The organism is Luteibacter sp. P4_E6 (assembly GCF_056401535.1).
Genome location: NZ_JBFUJE010000026.1, coordinates 1 through 21,223, shown reverse-complemented (window position 1 = coordinate 21,223; position 21,223 = coordinate 1). Strand labels below are relative to the sequence as shown.

Genomic DNA, 21,223 nt, shown 5'->3' with positions numbered 1-21,223 from the left:
TTATGCGGCTCCCACACCACGGGAGGCTTAGCCTCAGGCGGCTTTGCGCTTCGGCTTGAGCATGGTGCCGATGCATTTCGGCGAGCCACACAGGCATGACCACACCTTCTTCAGGCGAGCCGTATGCGGCATGTCCAGCGTGATGCCGTAGTCGTAGGTCAGCTCTTCGCCGGGGGCGATGTCGCGGATGGCTTCGATCAGCACACGGTCCTTCTTCGACGGCTTGCCTTCCACCGCCTCCTCGATCACCGCCTGGCAGTTCGGGTCGCAGCCGTGGTTGATCCAGCGAGCCGTATTGCCGTTGCTGTTGCCGTCGACGATGAAGCGATCGTTGAGGGTGAACAGGAAGGTATGGCCGGTCTCGCCACCGTCGCCGTACTTCTTGTCGGCCTGGGCGTGGGTGATGCGATCGCCCTGGTATTCGATGATTTCGTCACCGGCCTTGATGGCGGCGGTGGCGAAAACGCCGTTTCCGTGGATGGGAGAGCGTCGGGCGGCGATGCGTCGAGTCATGGGAGGGCACGTAGAAAGGTCAGAACGGATGATGCCTGCTAGTGCGGCGCTTGGGAACCGCGTTTCAAACGCACGTCTCGCGCGTATGGCCCGGCCAGCGCTACCATCGAACAACTGTTCGACGCCCATACGCCGGAATCCCAGGGAATGACCTCGATCCTCCGCACCACTGTTTTCCGCGCGGCGCTGCTTGCCGTGACCGCACTTCTGGCGGCCTGTGGGCCCGAGAAGAAAAGCGTGTATCCGCCGGCCGTGACCTTGCAGCAGGTCGCCGCCAAGCCCGGCGGCACGTGGCATGTGACGCTCCGCCTGCGCAACAACAGCTACGGCGGCATGTCATTCGACCGCTTCCAGGGCACGCTGCGCGTGGGCGATCTGGGCGGCGTTCTGCTCGACGCGAAGATCGACCAGGACATTCCCTCTTTCGCCGCGGACGTGACCGTGATCGACATCCTGCCCACGGCAGAGATGTCCAAAGCGCTGGCTGACCTTGCCGCCAAGGGCAGCAGCGGCTCGCTGCCCTATGCCATCGACGGCCGCATCTCGGCCACGCCGGAGAAAGAGGACAAGTCGCGCACGTTCGACGTGCACGGCAAGAACTGGCTCTCGCCCGTGCCCGGCATACCCGACACCTACCGCTCTCCCTGATTACTCCATAGCCGCGCTTGCCGCGCCTCGCCAGGATTCACCATGACGATCTACAAAGCCCCCCTCAACGACATGCGCTTCGCCCTCTACGACGTGCTCGGCGCCGATGCCGTGCTCGGTCGTCTGGAGGGTGGGGAGGCGCATACGCGCGATCTGCTCGACGCCGTCCTGGAGGAAGCCGCGCGCTTCAATGAGCAGGTGCTCGCACCGCTGAATGCCTCGGGTGACCAGGAAGGCTGTCACTACGACAAGGCCACCGCCACGGTGACCACGCCGAAGGGCTTCAAGGAAGCCTATCGCCAGTACGCCGAAGGCGGCTGGGCCGGCCTGACGGCACACGAGAAGTTCGGCGGCCAGGGCCTGCCCGCCGTACTCGGCGCGATGACCAAGGAAATGATCGACTCGGCCAACCTGGCCTGGGGCATCTATCCGCTGCTTTCGCACGGTGCCACTGACGCGCTCGACCACCATGGCGACGCCTGGCAGCAGGAAACGTTCCTCAAGCCGCTGGTCGAAGGCCGCTGGACGGGCTCCATGTGCCTGACCGAGCCGCAGGCGGGCTCGGATCTGGGCCTGCTCAAGACACGCGCCGAGCCCAACGCCGATGGCAGCTATCGCGTCACCGGCACCAAGATCTTCATCAGCGCGGGCGAGCACGACTTCGCGGAGAACATCGTCCACCTCGTACTGGCTCGTCTGCCGGATGCCCCGGCGGGTAGCCGCGGCATCTCGATGATCATCGTGCCCAAGTTCAAGGTGAACAAGGACGGCTCACTTGGCGAGCGCAACGCCGTCGCCGCTGGCGCCATCGAACACAAGATGGGCATCAGGGGCTCGGCGACCTGCGTCATGAACTTCGATGGCGCCGAAGGCTGGCTGATCGGGCCTGCGCACAAGGGACTCATGGCGATGTTCACCATGATGAATGCGGCTCGGCTCGCCGTCGGCATCCAGGGTCTGGCCCTGTCCGAGCGGGCCCTGCAGAACAGCCTCAACTACGCCCGCGAGCGCCTGCAGATGCGCGCGCTGACCGGTCCGGCATTCCCGGACAAGCCGGCCGATCCGCTCACCGTGCATCCGGACGTCCGCCGCATGTTGCTCACCCAGCGCGCCTTCGTCGAAGGTGGCCGCGTGCTGGCGGCATACGCCGCGCTGCAAAGCGACATCGAATCCCGTGATGCCGATCCCCAGGCACGCAAGACCGCCGGCGAGCTGCTCTCCTTCCTGATTCCGATCGCCAAGGGTCTCCTTACCGAGGCCGCGCAGGAGTGCACCAAGGAAGCCCTGCAGATCTTCGGCGGGCACGGCTACATTGCCGAACACGGCATGGAACAGTTCGTCCGTGACGCGCGCATCATCACGCTGTACGAAGGCACGACCGGCATCCAGGCGCTCGACCTGCTCGGCCGCAAGATCATGCAGTTGCAGGGCGCCGGCCTGAAGCATTTCCTCAACGAAATCTCCGCCTTCTGCCAGGCCAACGCAGAGAACGATGCCGTGAAGGCCTTCATCGGCCCGCTCGCCGTGGCGACCAAGACCTGGGGTGACGTGACCCAGGCCATCGCGCAGCGTGCGCAGGCCAACCCGGAAGAGCTCGGCGCCGCGGCTGTGGATTACCTGTATTTCTCGGGCTACGTGACCCTGGCCTATTTCTGGGCCCGCAGCGTGCTGGCCGCCGGCGGCTCCGCCCTCTCGGCCAACGATAAGCAGGCCAAGCGCGACACCGCCACCTTCTACTTCACCCGCATCCTGCCGCGCATCCACGTGCATAAGGCGGCRATCGAAGCCGGCGTAGCCACCTTGCCCGAGCTGCTCTAATCCGCACCTGTAGGAGCCGATTCATCGGCGACCCCGCGGCAGCGGGCAGGGTCGCCGCAAGCACCCATCGCCAATGAATCGGCTCCTACCTGACGGAAGCCCCGCCCCGGGGCTTCCGTCGGCCCGCGTGAAGGTGTAGAAAACAGACTCTTTCCGGAATCCTTCAGCTGCGACGGTGCCCGATACGATGAGCGACTCCCCGTTCCTGATCCGTCTCGCCGAGAGCGACGACGATGAGTTCATCCTCGATCTGGTTCCCCGTTTCATCAGCTTCCCGCTGCCCAACGGCCGCACGCGCACCGATTGTCTGAAGGGCATCGAAGCCGACCTCGTCCACCACCTCGACGACCAGCCGCCCAACAGCTACATCTTCGTCGTCGAAAATGAGGACGGCRAGTCGGTAGGCTTCCTGCAGTTGCAAAAGACCAAGGACTTCTTCACCCATCGCGACAACTGCCATATCGCCAATATCGCGGTCGCCCAGAAATACGAAGGCGTGGGCGCGGGCAAGTTCATGCTCGAGTACGCCGACACCTGGGCCAAGGAGCATCACTGCCAGTTCGTCACCCTGGCCGTGCTCCCGGGCAACGAAAAAGCCAGGGATCTCTATGTGACCCATGGCTTCGACACCGATCTGATGCGGCTCGCGAAGCCGGTGCGCTGACCGAAAAAAAGGTTCTTCGCGGCATGCCGGGGACGCCGAAGACGGTGAGGCGCAGAGCCTTCTGCGTGCAGACGTCGCGGCGCAGAGCCTTCGGTRCCCACCCTCGCTGCTCAGACACGTCCTCCGCGTTTCGTACCGGAAAGGCCGCTGCGCGGCCCCTGTTCTTATTGGCCTACGGCCGCTCCACTTGTGCGGAACTCGCCTCGAGGGTGGGCACCGAAGACTCTTCCCATCCCTGAGGTTCGTGCRGGTCGAGCCGACAAAGCAGCGCCGCTCCGGCTGCTGGCTCGTCGGCATTGCCATCGSYAAACGTTCGACCCCAGCGCGCCCGTCGCGATCATCCGCGCGCAGCGGCGCAGCGGCGTCACCGAGCTGGAATGGTCGTACCAGCAGGACGGCCGTCACGRCGAGCTTCGGCGGCAACACCCACGCCCAACGGCTCTCCGTCCAGCTGACCGTATCGTCGTGAGAGACCTTGGTGTCCACCCTCGAGGCGAGTTCCGCACAAGTGGAGCGGCCGTAGGCCAGTTAGATACATGGGCCGCGTGAGCGGCCTTCCCTTTCGAACGCGGAGGACGTGTCTGAGCAGCGAGGGTGGGCACCAAGGTCTCCCCGCGAGACGCCCAAGTGTACGAAGCGACGGCGAAGCCGAGCCCGCGAAGCCGAAGGCGAGCCATGCGCGAGGTGCGAAAGAACGCCGGCCTGAAAGCCGAGCGCCCGGGCCACGGTAATCCGTGAAGAACCAAAAAAAAGGCCACCCTGCGGTGGCCTTTTCATTCGCAAGCGGCGGGGGTCGATCAGACCGTAGCCGGTTCGCCCTTGGCTTCGCGCGCATCCAGACGCGCGGCCATGCGGTCGATGTTGGCCAGCGAGATCAGGTGAGCGTAGATCCAGCCGAAGGCGCCTTCGCGCAGGAACTCGTAGGCGACCTTCTCATCCAGCGTGCGCAGCTTTTCTTCGTTGATCACGAACAAGCCGTTGAGGTTGATGCCCTTGCCTTCCTTCTGCAGGGTGATGGTGCGCTCCTCGAGCAGGTTGTGCTCGCGCAGCTTGCCCATGAACCACTGCGTGCGGGCGACATGGTCCTGGAACTCGCCGAGGAACTTCACGGCGTTGGTCAGGGCCGGCGCATCGGTGCCGTCCTCGTTGAACAGGCGCTCACCTTCGGTTTCGTTGAAGCCTTCGTAGGCCTCGTCGAGAAACACGGTGAAGTCGTCGCCCTCGGCGCCGACCGGCTTTTCAGCCAGCACGAACGGGTAGCGGCGGACGAAGGCCGGAATGTACAGGCCCGACTCCCAGAAACCGTTCTCGCCGACGAGCAGGTTCTCGCCCTGGCGCAGGCCAAGCAGGGCCATCGGGCCGGCTTCTTCGATGGTGTTGCCAGCGAACAGGATCGGGAAGTCACGCGCGGCTGGCGCAAACTCGACGCCGGTCAGCGGCACGGAGTGCGCGCCGGCGGCGAAACGGATGTTGTTGACCGCCTTGATGCGGAGGTCGCGGTGGGCGGTGCGGTTCAGCGGAACCGGACGCTCGTAGAAAAGCACTTCTGCCACAGTGAAACCCTCTATACCCGCCGGACCTGGGAAGCCACCCCGGCCCCCCTTCCAAACCCGTCGGGACTCTATCGAACGCTCACTATATCAGCGCTTCGCGGCCCGGACAGCCCCGCAAGAAGCGGGCCGCAGCGGTGCTTTTCTGTAGCAATAATGGGCTATGCTCGGGTCAACGCCCCTTGTGGGGTCGGATCAAACCATCGATCCGCACGGAGTTCGGCTTGCTGGAACGCTCTTTCGCTTACGTGAAGGACGAGACACGATGACGATGGAAGTGCTTCAGGACGACCTGCCGAGGGTGACCGCGCTCAATACGACGCGGGTACTTTCCCTCGATGCTGCAGGCCGCATCCTGGACTGGATCAGCTGGCAGGATGCCGTCTGCCTGTACGTTCGTGGCGTCGTCGCCTGGACGCTGGGCGACCCCTGTCTGACCGTCCACGGCGGCCTCAGCCGCGCCAGTGGACTCCAGAGCAGTCTCCAGCTCCACCCGATCGTCGCCAGCACCGGCCATTGCCGCGAACACGCCATCGACCCGGCACCGGCCCTCACCAATACCGCCCTGTTCGCCCGCGACCGGCACATCTGCCTGTATTGCGGCCATCACTACACCCGCCATGAGCTCACCCGCGACCACGTCCTCCCTCTTTCGAAGAAGGGCGCGGATGAGTGGGAGARCGTCGTAAGCGCCTGTCTGGCCTGCAATCTGCGCAAGAGCAACCGCACCCCGCAGCAGGCCAACATGCCCCTCCTGGCGGTGCCTTACCGGCCCAGCTGGGTCGAGCACCTGATCCTCTCCAACCGCAATATCCTGGCCGACCAGATGGAATTCCTGGTCGGTCACCTGCCGCGGGACCGCCGTCCGGCCTGAATCCGCCCCGGACTGCCCGCAAACATTCACGCCTCGTCCCTTGCCCCGGCTCGTCCGTAGGCGAACAATAGGCGTATGAACGACCTCTCCCGCTACCCATATCTGGCGCAGATCGAATCGCCGGAGGATCTCCGACGCTTTCCGGACGACCAACTGCCGGCGATCGCCGACGAGCTGCGCCGCTATCTGATCGAGGCCGTCGCCTCGTCGGGCGGGCATTTCGGCGCGGGCCTGGGCGTGGTCGAACTGACGGTCGCCCTGCACCACGTCTTCGACACGCCGCGCGATCGCCTCGTCTGGGACGTCGGCCACCAGTGCTATCCGCACAAGATCCTCACCGGTCGTCGCGACCGGATCACGACGATCAAGAAGAAGGACGGGCTCGCCCCTTTCCCGCGCCGCGAAGAGAGTGAGTACGACACCTTCGGCGTCGGCCACTCCTCGACCTCGATCTCGGCCGCCCTCGGCATGGCCATCGCGCTGCAGCGCCGGGGTGACAACCGCAAGGTCGTCGCCGTCATCGGCGATGGTGCCATGACCGCCGGCATGGCCTTCGAGGCCCTGAACCATGGCGGCGACATCGAGCCGAACATGCTGGTGATCCTCAACGACAACGGCATGTCGATCAGCGAAAACGTCGGCGCGATGACCAAGATGATGGCCCGCGCGATGTCCAGCCGGACGCTCAATGCCTGGCGCGAGCGGGCAAAGAAAGCCATGCCGCGCGAGTCCTTCTTCGGCCGCTTCTTCAAGCGCTGGGAAGAACATGCCAAGGGCATGTTCGTGCCCTCCACGCTGTTCGAAGAGCTCGGCTTCCATTACACCGGCCCGATCGACGGCCATAACATGGCCCAGCTGGTAACGGCGCTCCAGACGGTCAAGGACCTCCCCGGGCCGCAGCTCATCCATGTGATGACGACCAAGGGCAAGGGCTACGAGCCCGCCGAGAAAGGTCCGATCGAATATCACGCCGTCGGTCCGTTCGACCCTGTTGCCGGCGTCGTCAAGAAAGGTGCGCCGGCAAAGCCGACGTACACCGATATCTTCAGCGACTGGCTGTGCGACATGGCCGCGACCGACGAACGTCTTCTCGGCATTACGCCGGCGATGCGCGAAGGTTCGGGTCTGGTCCACTTCTCGAAGAAATACCCTCAGCGTTATTTCGACGCGGGTATCGCCGAGCAGCACGCGGTCACGCTGGCTGCCGGCATGGCGGTGGAAGGCGCGAAGCCGGTGGTGGCGATCTATTCCACCTTCCTGCAGCGCGCCTACGACCAGGCCATCCACGATGTCGCCCTGCAGAACCTGGACGTGACCTTCGCCATCGACCGCGCTGGTGTGGTCGGCCCGGATGGCGCCACCCATTCAGGGAGCTTCGATCTGTCCTTCATGCGTTGCCTGCCGAACATGGTGATCATGGCGCCGGCCGACGAGCACGAATGCCGGACCATGTTGAGCACCGGCTTCCACTACAACGGCCCGGCCGCCATCCGTTACCCGCGCGGTACCGGTCCGGGCGCGAAGATGGTCGAGGCGCTGGAAACCTTCCCGATCGGCAAGGCCGAAGTGCGTCGCCGCGRCCATCACGGCCTGGCCATCCTCTCCTTCGGCACCATGCTCGCGCCAGCCGCGGTGATCGCTGCCGAGGTAGATGCCACGCTGATCAACATGCGCTTCGTGAAGCCGCTGGACGAGGAACTGATCCTCGAGATGGCGCGCACGCACAAGGCCTTCGTCACCATCGAGGACAACGCCATCGCCGGCGGTGCCGGTGCCGGTGTCGCCGAGTTGCTCGCGGCTAACGGTGTCACCCTGCCGATGTTCCACCTGGGCCTTCCGGATGCCTATCTCGAACACGGTAGTCGCGAGGAAGTACTGACGATGGCCGGCCTCGACCTGCCGCAGATCCGACATGCGATCGTGACGCGGTTTCCGCAGTACGTCGCAAGCGCGGTAGCCAGCGCGGGTTGATCCCGCGCCTTGGCTCTCAGGAAAGCGTGCGACTGCCGGTGACGCGGTCACGCTGTTCCAGATCCTGGGCGGTGAATACTTTAAGGAAACCGGCGTCCTCAAGGACGCCGCGTACTGCCTGGCCCTGATTCCAGCCGTGTTCAAGCAACAGCCATCCGCCCGGTGCAAGCAGGGGCAGCGAGGCGGCTGAAATGCGGCGGATATCGTCCAGGCCGTCCACCCCCGAAGCCAGCGCGGAGAGCGGTTCGAAGCGCAGGTCGCCTTCGCGCAGATGGTGGTCGTCGGATTCGATATACGGTGGATTGCTGACGATCAGGTCGAAGTGCTCGCCAACCAGCGGCGCCAGCCAGTCGCCTTGGGCGAACGTCACGCGTTCGAGCCCCAGGCGCTGTGCGTTCCGGCGCGCCACGGCAAGCGCATCCGCGCTCGCATCCACGGCGAACACGGTCGCATCCGGACGCTCCTTCGCAATCGCCAGCGCAATGGCGCCGCTACCGGTGCCGAGGTCGACGAGCCGACCACCTTGCGGTAGGCGCTCGAGCGCGAGCTCCACCAGCAACTCGGTTTCCGGGCGCGGGATAAGCGTGGCCGGCGTCACTTCCAGCGTGAGAGACCAGAAATCCCGTGTGCCTGTGATGTAGGCGACAGGCTCGCCATCGACACGACGCCGCACGAGCGACTCGAAACGCTCAACCGCCGTCGCATCTGCCGGGTCGCTCGCGTGGGCGAAAAACCATGCCCGGTTCACACCCAGCGTATGCGCCAGCAGCAGCTCGGCCTCTAGTCGATCGCCGAGTGCTTCGGCAGCCTGGCGCAGGATCGTGCGAATGTCGGTCATGCGGCCATTCTAACGTCGATGCGCTTCACTCCTCGCCTAGACTAGACGGATGATCGGTCGCGCCTTACTTCTCTCTTTCGTGCTGCTGCTCGGCGGATGCCGCGCCGCGTTCTTCGGCACGATGAACCTGCGCCAGCCTTCCGACCATGTCCTGGCGCACCGGAACATCACTTACGACACGGCGCTCGCCCTGGCCGTGGATGTCTACTCGCCGCCGCACGCGGACCATGCCCCGGTTGTCGTCTACTTCTACGGTGGCAGCTGGATGACTGGCAAGCGGTCGTGGTTCCGCTGGATGGGGGAAGCACTGGCGGCCCAGGGCGTGGTGACCATCGTGGCCGATGTCCGCCTGTGGCCACGGGCGCGACTGGACGGGTTCCTGCACGATGGCGCCGAAGCCGTTCGCTGGGCACATGACCACGCGACCGATTTCGGTGGCGATCCCTCCCACCTCTTCGTCATGGGCCATTCRTCGGGTGGGCAGATTGCCGCCATGCTGGCGATGGACAAGCAATGGCTGGCCGCCGTCGGCATGCAGCCACGCGACCTCGCTGGCTTCATCGGCGTCGCAGGCACTTACGACTTCATTCCCTTCGACGAGCCCGAGTTTTACGACATGTTCGGGCAGACACCCGGGGAGGAGGCGCGCTCACAACCGATCAACTTCGTCGACGGCGACGAGCCGCCGGCCCTGCTGCTGCAGGGAGAAAAGGACACGATCGTCTACCCGTCGGAGGCTCTCGCGCTCGAGGGGCGCTACGTCGAGCAGGGCGAACCGGTGGAACTGAAGCTCTACCCGAACCTGGGACATGAAAAGCTCCTTCTCGCGTTCGGTCCGTTGAAGAGCAGGGCCCCGGTACTGGCCGACACCATGGCCTTCATCCATCGCTATTCGGGCGGCCCTTCACACTGATACCGGCCCCACCTGCATCCGCCTTCACGCCGGTTCCGTAAGGTATCGGCATGACCCGACTCTTCCTCGTTACCCTCGGCACCCTTCTCCTCAGCGGCTGCCAGTCCGCCCTGTTCAGCGTGGTCAATGCGCGCCAACCCCAGGCGGGAACGGTCGCGCACCAGAACATCACGTTCGACGCCTCCCATGGKCTCTCATTGGACGTGTACTCGCCGCCCGACGCCCGTAACGCACCGGTAGTCGTCTTCTTCTACGGCGGCAGCTGGAAGAGCGGCAAACGCCAGTGGTACCGATGGGTGGGTGAGGCGCTGGCCGCGCGAGGTATCGTCACCGTGGTGCCGGACTATCGGCAATGGCCGAAGGTGCGCCTGGATGGCTTCATGCATGACGGCGCAGAGGCCGTGCGTTGGACGCACGATCACGCCAGTGAGTTCGGCGGCAACGCATCGCATCTCTACGTGATGGGGCATTCGGCGGGTGGACACATCGCGGCACTGCTGGCGACCGATGCACACTGGCTCGGAGCAGTCGGCATGAAGCCGCGCGACCTTTCCGGATTCATCGGGCTGGCGGGGCCGTATGATTTCCTGCCTCTGACCAGCGATGACTTCATCGACATGTTCGGACACACACCGGAAGAGCAGGCACGTTCACAACCGGTCAACTTCGTCGATGGCGACGAACCGCCCGCCCTGTTGTTGCAAGGCGAGACCGACGGCACCGTGAGGCCATCCAACGCGCTCTCGCTGCAAAGGCACTACGAAGCGCGCGGCGAACAGGTCGACGTAAAGCTCTATCCGGACACCGGCCACATGGGCGTATTGTTCGGCCTCGGCACAGGCAAACACAAAGCGCCGGTACTGGACGATGTGGTGGCCTTTATCCGCAAGCACTCCCAGGTGAAATGACGCGCTCTTGTAGGAGCCGATTCATCGGCGATGGCCAGGTTGCCGCGAGCACGCTATCGCCGATGAATCGGCTCCTACAGAAACATCGCCACACGATCTACCTTGCTTTCATCGCATCGCGGCCCTCGGCATTGCCACCGCGCGACGCGTCGAGGATTTCCGGATACGGGTAATTGAGACCCAGCAACTGACGTATATCCGCACTCGCATTCTTCACGAACTCGGCCGGCAACGCCGCAGGCATGTCTTCCATCGGTTTGACGAACTTCGGCAGGTACTGCGTGATGATCGCCGAGCGATCGATGCTGCTGCGATTGGGCATGGCGCAATGCCAGACGGCCCCGAAGAAAATCACGGTATCGCCAGGCTCGCCGAGCATTCGTTCGCAACGGTCGAAGAACCGGTCGCTCTCATCGGGATAATGCAACTCGCGCTGCGTGCCCGGCACGAAAGCCGTCGCGCCCGTTTCTTCCGTGAACGGATCGAGCATGATCGTCGCCTGCGCGTTCAGCGGGAACGTTGCGTTGATCCGTGCCGGGTGGGTTTCCGGCGAATGGAAATCCCAGTAGGGATAGTCGATATGCGGCTCCTGCCCGGGACCACCGGGAAGGATGCGGTTCGCCGCGATCGAACCCATGATGAACTCGCTGCCGATGAAGGCGCGCATCACCTTCATGATCGCCGGATGCGCGGCCATCCGCGAGAAGATCTCGCCCTTGGCCAGAAGGTTCCAGACGCGACGTTGCAGATTGATCCGTCCCGCCTTCTCCGCATCGCCCTGGAAGTGCGTGACCTTACGGCCACGCTCGTCGGCGTCGGATTCGCGCATGACGATGTCCCGCGCCTGGGCAATCTCCGCCGGCGTGAATAAACCACGCAACGTGACCGCGCCAACGCCGTCGAGCAGTTCGCTCACGACGGCGTCGGTGTCCAGGGTGTCCTCGGTGAACACACGAATGCGGGTGGGTGAAGGGGGAAACGAATGTGCGGAGGCATGCATGGCTGGCTCCTGCCGCGACGGCGGCGTGGTTAGGCGGGGAAAGCGCCGGTTCGGGAACTACGCTATGCCGTTTTGCAAGCGCTTGCAAATTGCACTGCAACATCCCTAGAGTCGGCTGCATTCACATGTCAGGACGAGCCAGCGATGAGCGAACTACGGATCGGCCTGATCGGCGCCGGTTACATGGGCAAAGCACACACCGTGGGCTTCCAGGGCGTCGGCGCCATCTTCGAGACAGCCCTGCGGCCGGTTTGCGAGATGATCGCGACATCGACCGCCGAGGGCGCCGCGGAGCACGCGCGGCGCTGGGGCTGGCTTCGGTCGACCGGCGACTGGCGGGAACTGGTCGCCGACCCCCGCGTCGATGCCGTGGTGATCGCCACGCCTCCACGGACCCATCTGCACATGGTCATGGCCTGTATCGCCGCCGGGAAGCCGGTGTTCTGCGAGAAGCCGCTAGGGGCCAGCGCCGACGAATCGCTACGCATGACCGAGGCGGTCGAGCGCGCCGGACTGGTCAACATGATCGGGTTCAACTACATCCGTACGCCGGCCAGCCAGCTGGCCCGGCAGATCATCGCCTCGGGCGAGATCGGCGACGTGATCCAGGTGACCGCCGAACACGTCGAGGATTACCTGCACGACCCCGCCCTGCCCGCTTCATGGCGCACACGCCTAGCCACGGGCACGGAAGCCGGCGCGCTGGGTGATGTCGCGCCGCACATCGTGAATGCCTGCCTGCGGCTGGTCGGGCCCATTGCCAGTCTGGTCGCCGACACGAACATCGTGCATTCGCGACGGGATGGGCCGAACGGATGGGAGGCCGTCGAGAACGACGACCAGGGACAGATGCTGCTGCGCTTCGCCAACGGCGCCACGGGAAGCATCAGCTTCAGCCGCATGGCGGCTGGACGAAAGATGGGCTACACGTATCGCATCACTGGCACCCGTGGCGCCCTAGCGTTCGATCAGGAAGATCAGAACGCCCTCTGGCTCTACGACGCCGCCCGAGAGCCGGCGCGACGAGGCTTCCAGAAGCTGCTCATGGGCCCCGCTCATCCTGACTACCTCGCCTTCAATCAGGGCGTCGGTCACGGTACCGGCTACAACGACCAGATCGTCATCGAAGCACGGGATTTCCTGCAGGCCGTGGCCACCGGCGAAGTCATCTGGCCGACCTTCCGCGATGGCTACGAGGTCGACCGCGTGATTGAGGCGGCCCTGCTATCGAACCGCGAACGCCGCTGGATCAGTATCGATTAGCAGCCACCCCTAGCGCAGACTCCCCCGAACCACCAACTCACAACCAAACAACTTACTCCGCGGCACCGCCTCAGGGTCCTCCATCCAGGCAACAATCCGCTCGATCGCATGCAACACCATGTCGCGAATCGGCTGCCGCACCGTCGTCAGCGAGTAGGAAGCCCAGGCCGCCAGCGGCATGTCATCGAACCCGACGATACTGACTTCACCGGGCACATCGACACCACGCTCGCGACAGGCGTCGATCGCACCGAGCGCCAGCACGTCATCACCGCAGAAGACGCCGTCGAGCCGGTCATGTCGGTCGAGCAACGCATGCATGGCCACGCGGCCGTGCTCATGCGTGTAATTGCCTGCGTGCAGCGTCTGCCGCAATGACGACCCCGCCACTTCGGCGAAGCCTTTGCACCGATCGATCGTCGACGCATCGTGCGCCGAACCGCCGAGGAAGGCCAGACGACGCAGGCCGCGCGAGCGCATGGCTTGCGCTACCAGACGTCCACCCTCGACATTGTCGACGGTAGCCACGGGGACGGGTGACGACCGCCCCGCTCGGCCGAAGACGTGAAGCACCGGCAGTCCCGCCGCGCGGCATGACGCGGCGAAACCTGCAGGCGGGGCCGAGGTGGCGATCAGCACAGCGTCGACGTTGTACTGCTGCAGCATGTCGAGCGCCGCCTTGCCATCCTCGTCTTCACCAAGGTTTGCCAGCAAAGGCCTCAGACCTCTCGCCTGAAGTTCGCGGGTAAAGAGGTCGAACACTTCCATGAACGTCGGATTGGCGAAATGGTTGGAGACGAGCCCAATCAGCTCCGTCCGCCCGGTCATGAGGCTGCGCGCGAGTCGGTTCGGCTTATAGCCGAGGCGTTCGGCGGTCTCGGTAACGAGCTCGCGCGTCTTCGCTGACACGCTGGCGCCGGGCGTGAATGTCCGCGAGACCGCCGAGATCGAAACGCCCGCCGCCTCCGCCACATCGCGTGCGGTAGCGGGAGAGGGTCGACTCGGCAAAGGTGTGCGAGGGGGCATGCGGCAAGGTTAGCGCATCCGCCGCAGCGAGCGGAACGACGGCAGCCAGCCAAACAATCGATCCGCTGAAACGGCACCGGAGACTCAAGTTACGGCTTTGTCTCGCAAAACAGGATATGCGGTGCAACGACCGCGTGCGCTCTTCTCATCGCCACCAAGGTATGGTTTCCGTGTCGTTGTCCAACACAGGAGCGTGCAATGAGAATGACGAATGTTCGCGGCTACTCGTTCGCCATGATGGCGATGCTGGCCGTATGTGGGCAAGCCGCTGCCGCAGGCGTTACATGTCCTGCCGCCAGCAACATCAAGGACCTGGGCATTTCGAACGCCGGGACGGATGAGGAGGGAACGGACTACATCGCGACAGAGGGCGGGAAGACGTGGAAAGGATCTGTCTCCGCATTCGACAATCATAAGGCCGATCTGAAAACCCTTAGCGCTGGGAGCGGATCCGTCAGCGGCACAGGCCTCGTCGTATGTGACTACTCAAATAAAGGCGCCGTCACTCTTCGACTGACGATGGATACCTCGAACACCGTCGCTCCGAGCAAGTAGCCGGAGGGAGAAAGCCGGGCAATCACTCGCCCGGCTTTCGCTGCTGGCAGCTTGCATCAGGCGACGACCGAGATGGGGAGGTGTAGTGCCCCCATCTGCTTCATGCGGTCGGTCAGGCCGACGTAGAACGCCGTCAGGGGCTTCGATCCATAGACGCGACCGGACGCCACGTCGATGGCTTTCGAAAACGGTGTCCCTGCTACGTGGACTGACGGACGCGCCGTGATCGGCGTTCGCAAGGTTGTGCTTGTGACGGCATAGGCACCCGGCCCCAGCACCGGCCTGAGCATCACGCGATCACCGAGATATGGGCGGGCTGGACCTCCATCATCTTCATCCAGTCCATCAGGCCGTCGTACAGGTTCACGAGCTTTGAGAACCCATTGTCGTGGGCAAAGGCGGCCATGCTGTCGATCGTCTTTGTCAGGTCCATGGGTACGTCTGGTCGCTCGGCGTACCACTCGGCGGGTATCGAATCAAAAAGGGTCGTGCAATACAGTCCGTCGGGGCCATCGACCGCTCCGCTCATGAGCCGTTCGTCTACATACTCATGCAGTTTCCGCGGCGTGATATTCGAGAAGTCGATCGCTTCCGAAGCACCGACACTTCCGTGTGCCTTGGCCTCAAGAGATACATTGGATGGCTTCTGAATCGTTGACGCCGGCATCGCGTACGCCCGGGTAGTCAGTGCTGAACTCGTAACCTGCATGTGCGTTACTCCTGATCGGTGACGATCAAGAGAGCAGAGAATGGTTGACGACAAAAGATGCTCGAGCAAGGTCGCGACAAAGGACGTCACGACTCATCGGCCTCCCCCTACGCCTACGACCACGAAGAGAAGAAATCACGCCCAGGTGAGGCGCAAACCTCCACAGAATTCATCCTCGCGCCATCGATCCGCTTGGAGCGATAGGCAGATCATGCCCTCGGTCCATTCGACCTGAGGAGAATAATTTCATGAAGCGTTTCGCCCTTACTGCGTGCACATTAAGTCTGATGCTTGGCATCGGCGTCGCTCACGCCGGCAACAGTCTTTCCCGGGTCTACGTACACTCCGTAAAGTCGACGAAGGGAGGGGCCGAAGTCATACCGCAGGGCGGATCATGGACGGCGAGAGATCACGGTGGTCCGGTCCTTCAAATCATCACCGACGAAATCGGCTACGGACACGGCGCACAAGCACGACTGCTCGGAACGCCTCTTCGCGAGGTCAAGTACGAATCGCTCTGCAACGTCCGCGGCCGCCTGGGACCGTGCCCACGCGGCGCAACGATCATCGGCCATCGCAGCACTTGGGACGCCAGTGGCCGCGAAGGGGGACACTTCGAGGTCGTGGTGTTGCCGAACGGCTTCGGCAGCCCGCAGCGAGCCACACTGCAAATCCGCTGATCAAAAAAAAAGCCGGGCGATCTCTCGCCCGGCCTTCGGTGTTACACGTCGACGACGATCACCGCGTGATCGCCTTCGGGTCCTGCTTCGCCTTGAGTGCTGCGCACAGCAGGGTCGACTCACTGGTCTGGGCCAGATCGCGTTCCGCACCGCTCACCTGTGCAAGCTTCGGCTTGAAGAACTCGTTCATGCGATCGGCTTCGGCCTTGGAGCAGCTGCCACCGGCGGCCATCGAGACGAGCTTGCCGCCCGCGAAGCTGCCAGTACGCGCCACGATCTTGTCGTAGTTCGTCGTGTACCAGGTCCACAGCTCGCTGCGGCCGGCTTCGGAGTCACGGTTGCCACGCAGCAGCGCGGCCATCTCGCCCACCTTCACGTCCTTGCTCAGCGAGAAGTCACGCACCTTGTTCGACTGCGTCACGTCCTTGGTGCTGGCCAGGCCCGAGAGCATCGCGTTGCGCTTGGCCGGATCGGAGGTCTTCGGGATCTCGGCAATCAATGCATCGATGGCGGGCGCGCCACGTTCCTGCACGGCCACACCGAGCGAGTCGGCGAGCAGGTCGGGATCGGCGGCATCGAGGTCGAGATGACCGTCCTTCACCTTCAGTGCGGCGTCGCCCTGCTTCAGCAGTTCGGCACGGACTTCCGGCGCGGCGATGTCGTCGTCCCCGAGGAAGCCCGCGAGCGTCGTGCGGGTGATCGTGTCGTTGTCCGCCTCGCCCGCCTTCTTGCGGTAGCCCAGTTCCTTGAGCTTCGGCAGGTACGCAGCGACGGCCCACTTGCGCAGGTGGTCGCGCTGGGCGTCGGTGGTGGCTTCGTTGTTGAAGATCCAGCTGAACGTGGCCATCGGTGCGGTGAAGACCTCGCGGGTCTTCGAAGCCGTGACCGGCTTGAGCGCAGCGAGGACGTCGCCGGCATCGAGGTCGCCGTGAAGGAAGGCGGCGCGCACGGCATCCGTATAGGCCAGCTGCTCGGCGTCGCTCAACGTACCGACCACCTTGGTCAGTGCGGCGAGGTCGGTCTTGCTCTGTGCGAAACGGTAGTAGCCGCGACCGTTCGCATTCGGCAGCACCCACGTGCCCCTGGCGGCATCGTCGAGCACCATGGTGCCGGTCGCCTGGTCGAACAGCTCGCACTTGACCTTGTTCGCACCGCCGGCGGTGCCGTAGCGCACGCACATCGGCACGCCCCAGACGCGGCTGGCGTCGCCCGTACTGCCCAGCGGCAGGTAACGGCTCTGGGTCAGATGCAGGACGGTCTTGCCGCCTTCGACCTTCACCTCGGTGGTGACGTAAGGCACGCCCGACTGATTGAGGAAGCTACGGAACGCGTTCTTGAATGCATCGCCCTGTCCGGCCGCCTCGGCGATCGAATCGATCAGGTCGTCAGCCGTCGCGTTGGCGAACTTGTGCTTCTGGATATAGGCACGCATGCCCTTCTGGAAGACCGGATCAGTCACGTAGCCTTCGAACATGCCGAGAACGGCGGCGCCCTTCTGGTAGGTGATGCCGTCGAACGCGGTTTCGATGTCGCCATTGCCGGTGATCGGCTGGCGAATCTTGCGCGCGCTGACCAGGCTGTCGTTGTTCATCGCACCCTGTGCGCCGCGAACGCGATCGAGATCGGCGCGGTACTCCGGGTGAACCTTGGTGGTGACCTTCTGCTGCATCCAGGTGGCGAAGGCTTCGTTGAGCCAGAGATCGTCCCACCACGCCATGGTCACAGTGTCGCCGGTCCACTGGTGGGCCAGTTCGTGCGCGTTGACGTTGAACGAGCCGCGGACGTACTTCGCCTCCGAATCCGGGTCGATCAGCAGGAGCCAGTCACGGAAGGTGACCAGACCCGCGTTCTCCATGGCACCGGCACTGAAGTCAGGCGCGGCGAGCAGGTCGAGCTTGTCGTACGGGTAACCAAAACCGTAGTAGTCCTCGAGCGTGTGGATGATCGAGTTGGTCTCGCCCAGCACATGCTGCATGCGATGGCCTTCGCCCTTCGCAGCGATACCGCGTAGCGGCGTGGCGGTCGTACGGAATTCGGTCGGCGAAATATCCGGACCCTTGACCACGTCCCACGGGCCGACAGCGAACGCGACGAGATAGGTCGGCAGCGGCTTGGTCGTGGAGAACGTGAGCGTCTTCCAGCCCGCGCCTGCTTTTTCTTCCTTGACCTGCGCGGTGTTGGCCACGCCCTGGTCGTCGGCCGGAATGGTCAGGCTGAGATCGAACGGCACCTTGAACGACGGCTCGTCGAAGCCCGGGAATGCGTAGCGCGCGGAGACCGGCTCCATCTGCGTCATCGCGTAAGGCACGCCTTCGTGCGAGACCTTGTAGAGGCCCTGCAACTGCTTGTTCAGCGGCGCAGTGAATTCGATCGCGAGGGTGATCTCCTGCGGATCGAGCTTCGCACCGAGGTCGATGCGTGCGACGCCTTCCTTCTCAGCGGCGACGGTGTACTTACCGACATGCTTCTTGCCGGCGGCATCGGTGACGGTGACCTTGGATACCGTCAGGTCCTTACCGTGCAGCCAGATGAAGTCGGAGGCCTGGCTCAGCTTGATCTTGATCGTGGTCGAGCCGGAGTAGTTTTCCTGCTTCGGATCGACCTTGAAGGCCAGTTTGTAGTTTTCAGGCTGGGCCCAGGTCGGCAGGTGGCCGAGGGGCGCGGCGGCGTCCGTGCCGGCGGCGAACGCGGCGCCACAGCAGGTGGCGAGCGCGGTAAGGATGAGAGGACGGACGAAACGACGCATGGCGGGTGGGACTCCCCTGTGGGTAATCGCCCATCCTGCGAACAGGGATGACCTTCGACACAGTGCCAGAAGGCACCCCTGTCCTCGCTGCGCCGCGTCATTCCGGACGCCGCAGCATCAAAGCTCGACGATGGGCTTGAATCCGCCGAAGACCATTCGCTTGCCGTCGAACGGTAGCTTCTTGGGGTCCATGAACTCGGCAAGTCGCGGATCTTCCATCACTTTCTTCATGACACGGTCGCGTGCGCGCTTGTTCTCGTAGACCACCCAGGAGAAGACCACGGTCTCGCCGGGCTTCAGCTTTACGGACTGCGGAAACGACGTGGATTTGCCGGGTTTGACGTCATCGGCGATGCATTCGTTGTAGGCCAGGGCGCCGTACTCCATCCAGATCTTGCCCGCCTTGCGGGCCATCTTCTTGTAGTCGTCCATGCGGTCCAGTGGTACGGGTAAAACGAAACCGTCGACGTAGCTCATGGCGCAACCCTCCCGGTGATGGTTAGGGAAGCGTCTCCCAGAACGAAGAAAGGCCGCGTTAAACGCGGCCTTTCGTAGGAGCCAATTCATTGGCGATGGGTGCTTGCAACAAATCGGCCCGCTGCCGCGGGATCGCCGATGAATCGGCTCCTACAGGCACAGGTGTCGCTGCAATCAGCCGGCGGCGTCGGCCTGCTCAAGGACCACGGCGACGCCGTGGATCACCGAAGCGATGCGCACCGCGCTCTGAATCGCCTGCACCGAAATGCCACCGTCACGGAGCACCTTGTCGTGCGAGTCGATGCACATGCCGCAGCCGTTGACGGCCGAGACCGCCAGCGAGACGAGTTCAAAGTCGTTCTTGGCGTCACCCTTGTAGGCACCGATCACATTCATGCGCAGCTTCGCCGGAATGGTCGCGTATTCCGGGTGGCTGACCAGGTGCTGGAAGCGGTAATAGATGTTGTTCATGCCCATGATCGCGGCCGAACCCTTGGCGGCGGTCAGCTGTTCGGCCGTGGCGTGCTCGGCAGCGAACGCGGCGATGGCTTCGGTCAGCGGCTTGTAGCGAGCCGAGAACGCGGCGCCGAGGGCGACCATGGAAATCTGGGCAAGGTTGAGGCCCGGGGCTCCCGCTTCGCTCAACACGGAGTCGAGGTTGAGCTTGAGGTCCTTGGCGTATTCGGGAAGCTTGCTACGAAGATCGGCGACGCTCATGGGATGCACCTTGTCTTGGAATAGGGAATGAGGCGCGGAATGGCTCGGCACGCGCGGTGCCGGTTCACGCGGGACACGTGAGAGCGTGTCGGTGATGCGGTAAGGGGCTTAGAAAAGAGGCGGTGAAGCGAACTTCACCGCCTCTCGGGTAGCCCGCGCCACGCGGGGGAGGGAGCGCTGTGGCGCGGGACTTACGACCGGTGCTGCCTTAGGCGACCTTGAGGGTCTCGTCGCCGGACTTCCAGTTGCAGGCGCACAGCTCGTCGGTCTGCAGCGCGTCGAGAACGCGCAGCACTTCGTCCGGGTTGCGGCCGACGGAACCGGCAGTCACGTAGGCGAACTGGATCTCGCCGTTCGGATCGACCAGGAAGGTCGCGCGCTGGGCAACGCCTTCGTCGGTCAGGATGCCGAGGGCCGAGGTCAGGTCCTTCTTGATGTCCGCAACCATCGGGAACAGCAGGTCCTTCAGGTCGGCGTGGTCCATGCGCCAGGCGCGGTGGACGAACTCGGAGTCGGTCGACACGGCCAGCACCTGGCAGTCACGGTCGGCAAACTTCTCGTTCAGATCGCTGAAACCCTTGATCTCGGTCGGGCAGACGAAGGTGAAGTCCTTCGGGTAGAAGAAAACGAGCTTCCACTTGCCCTCGTACGACTTGTCGGAGACGTCGATGAACGCGTCTTCGATCTTGTTCGCGAGCGGGCCGCCGTTGACAGCCTTGAGGTTGAACTGGGGGAACTTATCGCCAATGCTCAGCACGTTTGACTCTCCGTTGAGGGTGGAATGAACTCTGCGCGCGCTCATGTCGCCGCGACTGAAAGGCAAGATTAGCGCGCTGCAACATATATCTCAAATCGATTGTAGACATCATTGTGATAGGCTGGACCTATCGTTCCGAGTCGAGCCCGTCGCCATGAACCTGCGTGACTTGTCCTACCTCGTTGCCCTGGCCGAGCACCGCCATTTCGGGCGTGCGGCCGAGGCCAGCTTCGTCAGCCAGCCGACCCTTTCGACCCAGATCCGCAAGCTGGAGGACGAACTGGGCGTGGCCCTGGTCGAGCGAACACCGCGCAAGGTGCTGCTGACCGAGACCGGTCGCGAGATCGCCCGGCGCGCCCGGGGGGTCCTTTCGCAGGTCGACGAGATCAAGTCGATCGCCCAGCGCACCCGTGATCCGGAGTCCGGCACGATCCGGCTGGGCATTTTCCCAACCCTGGGTCCCTACCTGTTACCTCACGTCATTCCGCACCTGCGCCAGCGCTTTCCTCGCCTGGAGCTGCTCCTGCGCGAAGAGAAAACCGAGCAGATCCTTGGCATGCTGCGCGAGGGCACGCTGGACGCCGGCATCCTCGCCC

Annotated in this window: 22 protein-coding genes; 11 read left to right on the top strand and 11 right to left on the bottom strand. The window is 63.9% G+C overall.

Annotation, left to right across the window (positions count from 1 at the left end; genetic code table 11):
* Nucleotides 1-33 precede the first annotated feature (33 nt).
* Complete coding sequence (locus AC1DT2_RS03565) at nt 34-513, bottom strand: SET domain-containing protein (RefSeq protein ID WP_213948596.1); 480 nt, start codon at nt 511-513, stop codon at nt 34-36.
* Between the two features lie 147 nt (nt 514-660).
* Here AC1DT2_RS03565 and AC1DT2_RS03560 point away from each other — a divergent pair, with 147 nt between their 5' ends.
* The 3 genes from AC1DT2_RS03560 to AC1DT2_RS03550 all read left to right on the top strand — a co-directional run bounded on the left by AC1DT2_RS03560 (nt 661) and on the right by AC1DT2_RS03550 (nt 3,643).
* Nucleotides 661-1,161 carry a hypothetical protein gene (locus tag AC1DT2_RS03560; RefSeq protein ID WP_213948595.1) on the top strand — a complete coding sequence of 167 codons (501 nt, stop codon included), beginning with the start codon at nt 661-663 and terminating at the stop codon, nt 1,159-1,161.
* Nucleotides 1,162-1,203: 42 nt separating this feature from the next.
* Nucleotides 1,204-2,979 carry an acyl-CoA dehydrogenase C-terminal domain-containing protein gene (locus AC1DT2_RS03555; protein WP_477294360.1) on the top strand — a complete coding sequence of 592 codons (1,776 nt, stop codon included), beginning with the start codon at nt 1,204-1,206 and terminating at the stop codon, nt 2,977-2,979.
* 187 nt (nt 2,980-3,166) lie between these two features.
* Nucleotides 3,167-3,643, top strand: a complete 477-nt coding sequence (locus AC1DT2_RS03550) for a GNAT family N-acetyltransferase (protein ID WP_477294358.1) — start codon at nt 3,167-3,169, stop codon at nt 3,641-3,643.
* A 797-nt stretch (nt 3,644-4,440) separates the two neighbouring features.
* Here the strand turns inward: AC1DT2_RS03550 and AC1DT2_RS03545 are convergent.
* Nucleotides 4,441-5,196, bottom strand: a complete 756-nt coding sequence (locus tag AC1DT2_RS03545) for a SapC family protein (protein WP_063571102.1) — start codon at nt 5,194-5,196, stop codon at nt 4,441-4,443.
* 262 nt (nt 5,197-5,458) lie between these two features.
* On the opposite strand from AC1DT2_RS03545, the gene AC1DT2_RS03540 reads away from it, so the two are divergent.
* Complete coding sequence (locus tag AC1DT2_RS03540; protein WP_477294356.1) at nt 5,459-6,067, top strand: HNH endonuclease; 609 nt, start codon at nt 5,459-5,461, stop codon at nt 6,065-6,067.
* A 75-nt stretch (nt 6,068-6,142) separates the two neighbouring features.
* Nucleotides 6,143-8,038 carry a 1-deoxy-D-xylulose-5-phosphate synthase gene (gene dxs, locus AC1DT2_RS03535; protein WP_477294354.1) on the top strand — a complete coding sequence of 632 codons (1,896 nt, stop codon included), beginning with the start codon at nt 6,143-6,145 and terminating at the stop codon, nt 8,036-8,038.
* 16 nt (nt 8,039-8,054) lie between these two features.
* Here the strand turns inward: dxs and prmC are convergent, their stop codons facing one another.
* Nucleotides 8,055-8,876 carry a peptide chain release factor N(5)-glutamine methyltransferase gene (prmC, locus tag AC1DT2_RS03530; RefSeq protein WP_477294352.1) on the bottom strand — a complete coding sequence of 274 codons (822 nt, stop codon included), beginning with the start codon at nt 8,874-8,876 and terminating at the stop codon, nt 8,055-8,057.
* A gap of 49 nt (nt 8,877-8,925) precedes the next feature.
* Between prmC and AC1DT2_RS03525 the strand changes: the two genes are divergently transcribed.
* Nucleotides 8,926-9,789, top strand: a complete 864-nt coding sequence (locus AC1DT2_RS03525) for an alpha/beta hydrolase (RefSeq protein WP_477294350.1) — start codon at nt 8,926-8,928, stop codon at nt 9,787-9,789.
* 50 nt (nt 9,790-9,839) lie between these two features.
* Entirely contained in the window at nt 9,840-10,697 is an 858-nt protein-coding gene (locus AC1DT2_RS03520; protein WP_477294348.1) for an alpha/beta hydrolase, read from the top strand.
* Nucleotides 10,698-10,794: 97 nt separating this feature from the next.
* On the opposite strand, the gene AC1DT2_RS03515 is transcribed toward AC1DT2_RS03520, so the two are convergent.
* The gene (locus AC1DT2_RS03515) at nt 10,795-11,697 is read right to left on the bottom strand and encodes a phytanoyl-CoA dioxygenase family protein (protein WP_213948593.1); all 903 of its coding nucleotides are present in this window, start codon (nt 11,695-11,697) and stop codon (nt 10,795-10,797) included.
* A 144-nt stretch (nt 11,698-11,841) separates the two neighbouring features.
* Here AC1DT2_RS03515 and AC1DT2_RS03510 point away from each other — a divergent pair, with 144 nt between their 5' ends.
* Complete coding sequence (locus AC1DT2_RS03510; RefSeq protein ID WP_477294346.1) at nt 11,842-12,960, top strand: Gfo/Idh/MocA family protein; 1,119 nt, start codon at nt 11,842-11,844, stop codon at nt 12,958-12,960.
* Between the two features lie 9 nt (nt 12,961-12,969).
* On the opposite strand, the gene AC1DT2_RS03505 is transcribed toward AC1DT2_RS03510, so the two are convergent.
* Nucleotides 12,970-13,932, bottom strand: coding sequence for a LacI family DNA-binding transcriptional regulator (locus tag AC1DT2_RS03505; protein ID WP_477294344.1), 963 nt, complete (start codon nt 13,930-13,932; stop codon nt 12,970-12,972).
* Between the two features lie 252 nt (nt 13,933-14,184).
* Between AC1DT2_RS03505 and AC1DT2_RS03500 the strand changes: the two genes are divergently transcribed.
* Nucleotides 14,185-14,541 (top strand): hypothetical protein, encoded by a 357-nt coding sequence (locus AC1DT2_RS03500; RefSeq protein ID WP_477294342.1) that lies wholly within the window; start codon nt 14,185-14,187, stop codon nt 14,539-14,541.
* A 56-nt stretch (nt 14,542-14,597) separates the two neighbouring features.
* Here the strand turns inward: AC1DT2_RS03500 and AC1DT2_RS03495 are convergent, their stop codons facing one another.
* The gene (locus AC1DT2_RS03495) at nt 14,598-14,834 is read right to left on the bottom strand and encodes a hypothetical protein (RefSeq protein WP_157503894.1); all 237 of its coding nucleotides are present in this window, start codon (nt 14,832-14,834) and stop codon (nt 14,598-14,600) included.
* Complete coding sequence (locus tag AC1DT2_RS03490; RefSeq protein ID WP_477294339.1) at nt 14,831-15,250, bottom strand: hypothetical protein; 420 nt, start codon at nt 15,248-15,250, stop codon at nt 14,831-14,833. The genes AC1DT2_RS03495 and AC1DT2_RS03490 overlap by 4 nt, the downstream gene beginning before the upstream one ends.
* Before the next feature lie 248 nt (nt 15,251-15,498).
* Here AC1DT2_RS03490 and AC1DT2_RS03485 point away from each other — a divergent pair, with 248 nt between their 5' ends.
* On the top strand, nt 15,499-15,930 hold the full coding sequence (locus AC1DT2_RS03485; RefSeq protein ID WP_477294337.1) for a DUF4879 domain-containing protein: 432 nt from the start codon (nt 15,499-15,501) through the stop codon (nt 15,928-15,930).
* 58 nt (nt 15,931-15,988) lie between these two features.
* Here the strand turns inward: AC1DT2_RS03485 and AC1DT2_RS03480 are convergent, their stop codons facing one another.
* From AC1DT2_RS03480 to AC1DT2_RS03465, 4 genes are all read right to left on the bottom strand, one after another.
* Nucleotides 15,989-18,676, bottom strand: coding sequence for a M1 family metallopeptidase (locus tag AC1DT2_RS03480; protein ID WP_477294335.1), 2,688 nt, complete (start codon nt 18,674-18,676; stop codon nt 15,989-15,991).
* Between the two features lie 117 nt (nt 18,677-18,793).
* A complete protein-coding gene (locus AC1DT2_RS03475) occupies nt 18,794-19,153 on the bottom strand; it encodes a DUF1428 domain-containing protein (protein ID WP_477294333.1) in 360 nt (119 codons plus the stop codon).
* Nucleotides 19,154-19,327: 174 nt separating this feature from the next.
* Entirely contained in the window at nt 19,328-19,870 is a 543-nt protein-coding gene (locus tag AC1DT2_RS03470) for a carboxymuconolactone decarboxylase family protein (RefSeq protein WP_063573276.1), read from the bottom strand.
* Between the two features lie 208 nt (nt 19,871-20,078).
* Nucleotides 20,079-20,627: a peroxiredoxin gene (locus tag AC1DT2_RS03465; RefSeq protein WP_063573275.1), complete on the bottom strand. Its 549-nt coding sequence runs from the start codon at nt 20,625-20,627 to the stop codon at nt 20,079-20,081.
* Between the two features lie 154 nt (nt 20,628-20,781).
* On the opposite strand from AC1DT2_RS03465, the gene AC1DT2_RS03460 reads away from it, so the two are divergent.
* Nucleotides 20,782-21,223: LysR family transcriptional regulator (locus AC1DT2_RS03460; RefSeq protein WP_477294330.1), on the top strand; the 442-nt coding region annotated here is incomplete at its 3' end.

What these genes read in the sequence shown, in the direction of transcription:
- AC1DT2_RS03565 (WP_213948596.1), bottom strand. Translation starts at nt 513, where the DNA reads ATGACTCGACGCATCGCCGCCCGACGCTCTCCCATCCACGGAAACGGC.
- AC1DT2_RS03560 (WP_213948595.1), top strand. Translation starts at nt 661, where the DNA reads ATGACCTCGATCCTCCGCACCACTGTTTTCCGCGCGGCGCTGCTTGCC.
- prmC (WP_477294352.1), bottom strand. Translation starts at nt 8,876, where the DNA reads ATGACCGACATTCGCACGATCCTGCGCCAGGCTGCCGAAGCACTCGGC.
- AC1DT2_RS03515 (WP_213948593.1), bottom strand. Translation starts at nt 11,697, where the DNA reads ATGCATGCCTCCGCACATTCGTTTCCCCCTTCACCCACCCGCATTCGT.
- AC1DT2_RS03510 (WP_477294346.1), top strand. Translation starts at nt 11,842, where the DNA reads ATGAGCGAACTACGGATCGGCCTGATCGGCGCCGGTTACATGGGCAAA.
- AC1DT2_RS03500 (WP_477294342.1), top strand. Translation starts at nt 14,185, where the DNA reads ATGAGAATGACGAATGTTCGCGGCTACTCGTTCGCCATGATGGCGATG.
- AC1DT2_RS03490 (WP_477294339.1), bottom strand. Translation starts at nt 15,250, where the DNA reads ATGCAGGTTACGAGTTCAGCACTGACTACCCGGGCGTACGCGATGCCG.
- AC1DT2_RS03485 (WP_477294337.1), top strand. Translation starts at nt 15,499, where the DNA reads ATGAAGCGTTTCGCCCTTACTGCGTGCACATTAAGTCTGATGCTTGGC.
- AC1DT2_RS03480 (WP_477294335.1), bottom strand. Translation starts at nt 18,676, where the DNA reads ATGCGTCGTTTCGTCCGTCCTCTCATCCTTACCGCGCTCGCCACCTGC.
- AC1DT2_RS03475 (WP_477294333.1), bottom strand. Translation starts at nt 19,153, where the DNA reads ATGAGCTACGTCGACGGTTTCGTTTTACCCGTACCACTGGACCGCATG.
- AC1DT2_RS03470 (WP_063573276.1), bottom strand. Translation starts at nt 19,870, where the DNA reads ATGAGCGTCGCCGATCTTCGTAGCAAGCTTCCCGAATACGCCAAGGAC.